General features: G+C 37.9%; 8 protein-coding genes. All 8 read right to left on the minus strand.

All coding sequences use genetic code 11. The annotated features are described in order from the left end of the window. Positions 1 to 6 precede the first annotated feature (6 nt). From ACKI30_RS10195 to gatC, 8 genes are read right to left on the minus strand one after another with little or no spacing between them, the layout of a single operon-like run. Complete coding sequence (locus tag ACKI30_RS10195) at positions 7 to 786, minus strand: alpha/beta hydrolase (RefSeq protein ID WP_407412157.1); 780 nt, start codon at positions 784 to 786, stop codon at positions 7 to 9. Positions 787 to 794: 8 nt separating this feature from the next. After that, on the minus strand, positions 795 to 1,205 hold the full coding sequence (locus ACKI30_RS10200) for a GNAT family N-acetyltransferase (protein ID WP_407412159.1): 411 nt from the start codon (positions 1,203 to 1,205) through the stop codon (positions 795 to 797). After that, positions 1,205 to 2,560, minus strand: coding sequence for an MATE family efflux transporter (locus ACKI30_RS10205; protein ID WP_407412160.1), 1,356 nt, complete (start codon positions 2,558 to 2,560; stop codon positions 1,205 to 1,207). Before ACKI30_RS10205 ends, ACKI30_RS10200 begins: the two co-directional genes overlap by 1 nt. Positions 2,561 to 2,563: 3 nt before the next feature. After that, entirely contained in the window at positions 2,564 to 3,199 is a 636-nt protein-coding gene (locus ACKI30_RS10210; RefSeq protein WP_407412162.1) for a flavodoxin family protein, read from the minus strand. Continuing rightward, positions 3,200 to 4,411: a cofactor-independent phosphoglycerate mutase gene (locus tag ACKI30_RS10215; protein ID WP_407412164.1), complete on the minus strand. Its 1,212-nt coding sequence runs from the start codon at positions 4,409 to 4,411 to the stop codon at positions 3,200 to 3,202. It abuts the gene before it with no gap. 31 nt (positions 4,412 to 4,442) lie between these two features. Further along, positions 4,443 to 5,462, minus strand: coding sequence for a homoserine dehydrogenase (locus ACKI30_RS10220; protein WP_407412166.1), 1,020 nt, complete (start codon positions 5,460 to 5,462; stop codon positions 4,443 to 4,445). An 8-nt stretch (positions 5,463 to 5,470) separates the two neighbouring features. After that, a complete protein-coding gene (locus ACKI30_RS10225; protein ID WP_292741408.1) occupies positions 5,471 to 5,956 on the minus strand; it encodes an amino acid-binding protein in 486 nt (161 codons plus the stop codon). Positions 5,957 to 5,969: 13 nt separating this feature from the next. After that, positions 5,970 to 6,185, minus strand: a complete 216-nt coding sequence (gatC, locus tag ACKI30_RS10230; RefSeq protein WP_292741406.1) for an Asp-tRNA(Asn) amidotransferase subunit GatC — start codon at positions 6,183 to 6,185, stop codon at positions 5,970 to 5,972. Positions 6,186 to 6,563: the final 378 nt, after the last annotated feature.

The raw sequence follows: 6,563 nt of genomic DNA on the forward strand, positions 1-6,563 counted from the left end.
CAATCACTACTCCACCAATCTTTTAATGAATTCCTTTATGTATTTATCGCAAAATTCCCATGTATGCTCACCGGGAGCTTCAATAAACTCAGATTCAACATTTTTTGACTTTAAAAATTCATGAAAATCAACATTTTTGCCATAAAGAAAATCATCCACTCCGCAGGCCATGAAAATATCCGGGACATCGCCGCAGTTTTCAATCAATGCCTTAGGATCCATGTCTGAACCCTTGAGTTTTCCCAAGTCTCCAAAAATTGATTCGTAAAAATCCCTTGACCTCAATACATTGTCGTCACTGACATAATCGGCAATATCATCTGTTATCAGTGCGGCTGAAATCATTCCTATTTTTGAGAAGTTGTCTGAGTACTTCAAACCGTTTCTGATAGCTCCGTAGCCTCCCATTGAAAAGCCTGCAATGAATGTGTCTTCACGTTTGTCGGAAAGTGGAAATATGTTTCTTGTAATGTCTAAAAGTTCCTGACCGACATATTCACCGTAATATGCATGTGCCTTTCTGTTGTCTACATAAAAGCTGTTCTCTCCGCAAGGAATTACAATAGCTATTCCATTGTCCTCTGCAAATTTCTGAATTGAAGTGTTTGCAAGGAATATGTCATCACTGCCGTAGAGACCGTGAAGCAGGTATAATGTCTTGTAAGGCTGCGGAACGATTTCTTCCGTATCCTGCAGGAAATGAATGTTGTCTGCCGGCAAAATCACACTTATTGATGTTCGCCTCTGCAGGCTTTTGCACTTGATGTCTCCTCTGAAAAGTACCATATTAACACCTAATTCTCCAGTTCAGTAATGAATAATGCGCTTTTTCCATCCTCTTTTTCAAATCCGCAATATTCGTAAAACTTAACATTGATATTCTGACAGATTACAACAATCCTTAAATAATCGTCATAATGCTTCTTGACCCTTTCAACCAGCGCTTTACCTATTCCCTTAAGCTGATAGTCCGGCTTTACAAGCAAGTAGTGGATGTATGCGTTCATTATCCCGTCATCCATCACGGCTATCAATCCGACAAGCTCATCGCCATCCCACGCTGAAAAGACTGTGCTGAAGTTTTTCATTGCTGTCACCAGCTTTTCGGGATATTCTCCTGAAGACCATTCAACAGATAAAAACAAGTCTTCAAGCTCCTTTCTACTAAAGTTATGAGTATTCTTATATGTTATTTCCGATCTCATTAAACCACCCTGTATTCTGTCCATTTGTTTGAGAAATATCTGTAAATGTAAATTCCTGCCCTTACATACCAGTCAATAAACATTGCTATCCATGTTCCAAAAACTCCAATTCCCATCCAGTCTGCAATTACGTATGAAAGGAGAATTCTGCATGTAAACATTACCGCCAAACTTATGTACATGACTGATTTTGAGTCTCCGGCTCCCCTGAATGTGGCAGGAAGTGTAAATGACAGCGGCCAGATTATTATTGCAAAGATTCCATGCCAGATGACCATTTCAGTTGTCATAGCTGCAGTCTGTGCTGACAAGTCGTAAATATTTAATATTAACGGCAACAGGGCAAATATTGCTATGTTAATCAACACATGAGAGATGAATACAATGATTAGACACTTCTTATTATAGTATTTTGCCTGTTCGTAATCATTTGCCCCGACACACCTTGATATTACAGCGGTAAGGCCCAGATTTATTGCAAAGCCTGGAAGAACTGAAAATATTCCTATTGCATAACCAACTGAATTTGCGGCAATTGCCATTGTGCCGAATGTTGAAACCAGACTTAAGACAAGCACACGGCCCAGCTGGAAGAGTCCGTTTTCAATTCCGTAAGGAACTCCCACTTTTAGAACTTTTCTAAGCACATAAAAGTCAAACTTATGTTTCAATGTTCTTTTGATATGCAGTTTGTAGTCCTTATCGATTACAAAGTAGAGGATTAAAAGGGCAGCTGCAACTCTTGAGATAACCGTTGGAACGGCAACGCCAGTAACATCCCAGCCCAGATAATAGATGCAGAACGCATTTCCCGCAATATTGAGCACATCACAAAGCAGCATTATTTTCATCGGCAGTGACGCATTGCCGGTTGTTCTGAAAATTGCCGCACCTGCATTGTATATTGCAATGAACGGGATTGACAATGCTACTATATACAGGTACACTTCAGCATTATGCCAGACTTCAGCCTCAATCTGGCCGAACAGGATTCCAATTAAAAACTGTCTTAAAACAAGAACAATAATCATTAACACAGCAGACGCTATTGTTGAAAACCATACAAGCTGTGTTGCTGAATTCTGGGCTTTATCAAGCTGATTGTCCCCCAGGTATTGCCCGGCTACAACGGCACCTCCCGTTGCAAGGGCTGAAAAAGAAAAAATAAGCAGTTGCATCAAAAAGTCAACTAAGGAAACTCCCGAAATTGCCGCTTCGCCAAGTGATGCAACCATTATTGAATCGGCCAAACCGACAAAAAACTCTAAAGCATATTCTACCAAAAGTGGAATGAACAGGTAGAGCAATGCTTTATTTGAATATAGATATCCTTCAGGAGTTTTAAAAACATTCATAAACTATCTTATAAAGTTAAAAGCTATTTTCGGTTCCTCTTCAGGAGCCAAACCTTCTTTTTTACCAGCTTCAATACATTTCAAGAAAAATGCCATGTTTCTTCCAAGCTGTCTCATGGTGGCAAGTCCTTCAAGGTCCTGTTTGACCTCTTCAGGAGTGTTTCCATGAACCATGTTCCAGTAGAATGAAGAGATGATAGGCATCTGTGAGATTCCCAGATACTTATTTAACTGATCATAAGTTGCGGTTGTTCCGCCACGTCTTGCAGAACATATTACAGAAGCAGGCTTGTGCTTGAATGCCTCAAGGCCTGTACCCTGTGAGTTTGAATAGAATGCCCTGTCTAAAAATGAAGTTATTGAACCTGTTGCTCCAGCATAATATACCGGTGAGCCGAATATGAATCCGTCAGCGTCGTATGCCTTTTTGACAAATTCGTTTACCACATCATTGTCAAAGGTACATTCTCCTTTTTCACGGCATTTCATGCATGCGGTACATCCTATAATAGGTTTTGTTTTAATCCAGAATATTTCTGTTTCAATTCCCGCTTCATTTAAAGTTTCTTCAACGTATGTGAGTGCAGTATAAGTGCAGCCTTCCTTATTAGGGCTTCCATTAACCAATAATACTTTCATTTAAAAATCTCCATCAATCAGTCTTTGAACTAGGAAATGTCCTTTCTTGAATTCAAGAGAACCTTTTTTGACACCTTCCTCATCAAATGATTCGCATTCGTCACCGTCACGTTCGGAATCAAATATTATAATAGGAACATTATCCCTGGTGTGGGTTCCAACGCTTATTGGAGTTGGATGGTCCGGCAGGATTGCTCCCCTGTAAGGTTCACCTTCCAGGCTTTCAATGATTGGACCTACGATAAATTCGTCGATTCTTTCAATTGCCTTGACTTTTTCAGAGGTATTCTGTGCATGTCCCGCTTCGTCAGGAGCTTCAATGTGAATCAATAACAAATCAGTTTCCTTTAATGCTTCAATACCATATTGGCCCTTTGCAGCATAGTCAGTGTCGAAGTATCCTGTTGCTCCAGGCACATTGACGATGTTCATTCCTGCAAAGTTTCCGATTCCTTTTAATAAGTCAACACCTGTAATTACTGAAGCTGTGATTCCATAGGTTTCTTCGAAGTTAGGCAGTGTAGGTGTTACGCCTTGTCCCCATAGCCATACCATATTTGCAGGGATTTCCCTTTTTTGGTTTACTTCAGCATCTTTAAGATATTCTCTTGACTCAAACATTATCTGCTGGATTTCCTGAGCCAGTTCACACTCGCCAAACAGATTATCAACAAGTTTTTCTCCGGTAATGTCATGAGGAGGCATTGTCTTGATGCTTGACAATATCTCTGCATCCTCAACGCTGTCGCAGGAATAAATGAATAAATGCCTGTAGCTTACGCCTGTGTAGAATTTTCCTTTGAAATCAGGATACTTTTCATGGAAATATTCATTCAATCCTTTCATCAATTCATCGGCTTCCTCGGTTGAAATGTGGCCTGCATTGAAGTCATCCATTAAACCGTCTTCACTGAAAATGGTGTTGCATCTGAATATTACATCTTCAGGTTCTGTTGGAATTCCTTCACTTCCCGCTTCAAGGGGTCCACGACCTGTATAGTAATCTGCAGGATTAAAACCGAAGATACTCATGTTTGCTACATCAGAGCCCGGAGTGTATTGTTCAGGAACATTGTTTGTAAATCCACCATATCCTTTTTTAGCTAATTTATCTATATTTGGTGTATTTGCAACCATCAATGGAGTTTTTCCATCTAATTCATCAACCGGGTAATCACTGGATCCATCTGGAATAAAAATTACGTATTTCATGTTATCTAAAAAAAGTAAAAAAAATATTTAATTAGTTTTTATTTTTTAAAATACTAATTAAATCAGTCAACATCGCAGAAGCAGTTTCAAGAGATCCTGCTCCAAGTCCCATTACAGTTATGTCTCCTGCCAAATCAGTGTGGATTGTAGCCATGTTCAAGGTTCCGCTTACATCGTAGGAACTTCCCCTTTTGACTAAACGTGGAGCTACCCTTAACTGTTCCGGAGACACTTCAGCTATTAATTTTATCAGGTAATCGTCTTTTTTAGCAAGTTCAATAGCCTGTGAGTTAATGTCGGATATACCTTTAACTTCCACATCACTGTATGTTGCATCGATTCCTAAAAGGGAATTTGCTAAAATTACAGTTTTACAGGCTGCATCGATACCTTCAACGTCCTGTGTTGGGTCTGTTTCAGCAATACCTAATTCTTGTGATTCCCTTAAGGTTACCTCATAATCAGTTCCTTCTGAGGTCATTCTTGAGAGGATGTAGTTTGTGGTTCCGTTCAAGATACCTACAATGGATTTTATATCACAAGAGGATAATGTTTCTTTTGTAAAATTGATAATTGGCATTGCTCCGCCGACACTAGCTTCGTATTTGAATTCAACGCCTGCCTTTTTAGCAGCGCCAACAACTTCGCCGAATTTGAGTGCCAAGTGTCCTTTGTTTGATGTCACCACATCTTTTCCTTGGCCGAAAGCCTTGAGTGTTAGTGAAAATGCAGGTTCTGCATCGACAATATTGGTAGGAGTTGCTTCTATAAGACAATCGTAATCAACAGCATCTAAAACATCTTCACCGTTTTTATCAGAACCGAACTGCGGATAAGCTGATAATTTTCCTTCATTTGTTTTTGTTTCTACAAGCAATTTTTCATCTAAACCATCAGCGGAAATTGCAGATGAAGATGAATCTGCAGCTGCCACAACTTTTACAGCCACACCTGTTTTTTCTTTAATTAAATCCTTTTTAAGGGAAATTGCATTAGCCACACCTTGGCCAACTGCTCCGAATCCCATAATTATGACTCTACATTCATCCATAATAATCCCTATACTTCATTAATCATTAGTAATTGTTTTTCTTCAGCAATTTCTTTAATCTTATCAAAAACAAATTGTTTTTTACCGTAATCGGTTTCAAGAGTAATTAATGCTGTAGATTCTTTTTCTCCGTCCAACTTAATGTCAAAACCGGTTATTACCACACCTTTCAATGCGTTGATCCTGTCCATAGTGTCCCTTACGTCCTGGTCTACAATGTGACCATATAAAAGAGTACTGATCATTTCCTTTTTGACAACTCCATCCATTTCAACGATGGAGATTCCTAAATCATCGAATTTCTGAATAACATTGAAAAGGTTTTCACGTTCGCCTTCTATTGTAATGTGAACCGGAACCATTCCCTGTTCGTTTTTCAATTCCCTTTTATGTATTACAGTTACCAAGTTAGCGCCAAGTGAACCGATTGGTTCTAAAACTGAAACTAACTGGCCTGGAATATCTAAAAGTTCAAGAACTAAGTTCATTTTCATTTAAATCACTCTTTTAGTTTGTCCAATCTGCTTTTTTAACTATGAGATTTCCATCTTTGTTAATGTTAGCGTTTCTCAATATTTTTTCCGGGTTCTTTTGGTGAGATTCATCATCACGTGTTAAGTTTAGGTTGTCTGTGATGTACCAAGTTTCATCTGAATCTGGAATGTCTTCTAAAATTTTTGAGAATTTTTCTATAATATCTTCTGCATCTTTTTCGATTGTCATTAACATAAACTCCTATAATTATAAATAATATAATTATTTTGTTTTTTAATATTAATAAAGTTAAAGATTATTTGGAAAAAAAGTTATTGAAACTGGTTTAAACAAAATTTTAGAAATATTGAACATTAACCTAATCTGGAGAAATTCCATTGATGTAAACTGAATTTTTCAAAAAATTATTTAATTATTTTTAATAAATATTAGTTTATAAGCGAAATAAAATCAGTCAACTATATCAAATTCATTATATGAACAGTCTTTTTCGGACTTTTAATTTTGGCATCGGGTAATATATCCACAATGTTTAACCTGGAAGGAATTCCAGACATAGTTTTAAAAGCCATTATAGCAGCTGCAATATTATTCTATGCATATAAA

Source organism: Methanobrevibacter sp. (assembly GCF_045539575.1).
GTDB lineage: Archaea > Methanobacteriota > Methanobacteria > Methanobacteriales > Methanobacteriaceae > Methanocatella.

What these genes read in the sequence shown, in the direction of transcription:
- ACKI30_RS10195 (WP_407412157.1), bottom strand. Translation starts at nt 786, where the DNA reads ATGGTACTTTTCAGAGGAGACATCAAGTGCAAAAGCCTGCAGAGGCGA.
- ACKI30_RS10200 (WP_407412159.1), bottom strand. Translation starts at nt 1,205, where the DNA reads ATGAGATCGGAAATAACATATAAGAATACTCATAACTTTAGTAGAAAG.
- ACKI30_RS10205 (WP_407412160.1), bottom strand. Translation starts at nt 2,560, where the DNA reads ATGAATGTTTTTAAAACTCCTGAAGGATATCTATATTCAAATAAAGCA.
- ACKI30_RS10210 (WP_407412162.1), bottom strand. Translation starts at nt 3,199, where the DNA reads ATGAAAGTATTATTGGTTAATGGAAGCCCTAATAAGGAAGGCTGCACT.
- ACKI30_RS10215 (WP_407412164.1), bottom strand. Translation starts at nt 4,411, where the DNA reads ATGAAATACGTAATTTTTATTCCAGATGGATCCAGTGATTACCCGGTT.
- ACKI30_RS10220 (WP_407412166.1), bottom strand. Translation starts at nt 5,462, where the DNA reads ATGGATGAATGTAGAGTCATAATTATGGGATTCGGAGCAGTTGGCCAA.
- ACKI30_RS10225 (WP_292741408.1), bottom strand. Translation starts at nt 5,956, where the DNA reads ATGAAAATGAACTTAGTTCTTGAACTTTTAGATATTCCAGGCCAGTTA.
- gatC (WP_292741406.1), bottom strand. Translation starts at nt 6,185, where the DNA reads ATGACAATCGAAAAAGATGCAGAAGATATTATAGAAAAATTCTCAAAA.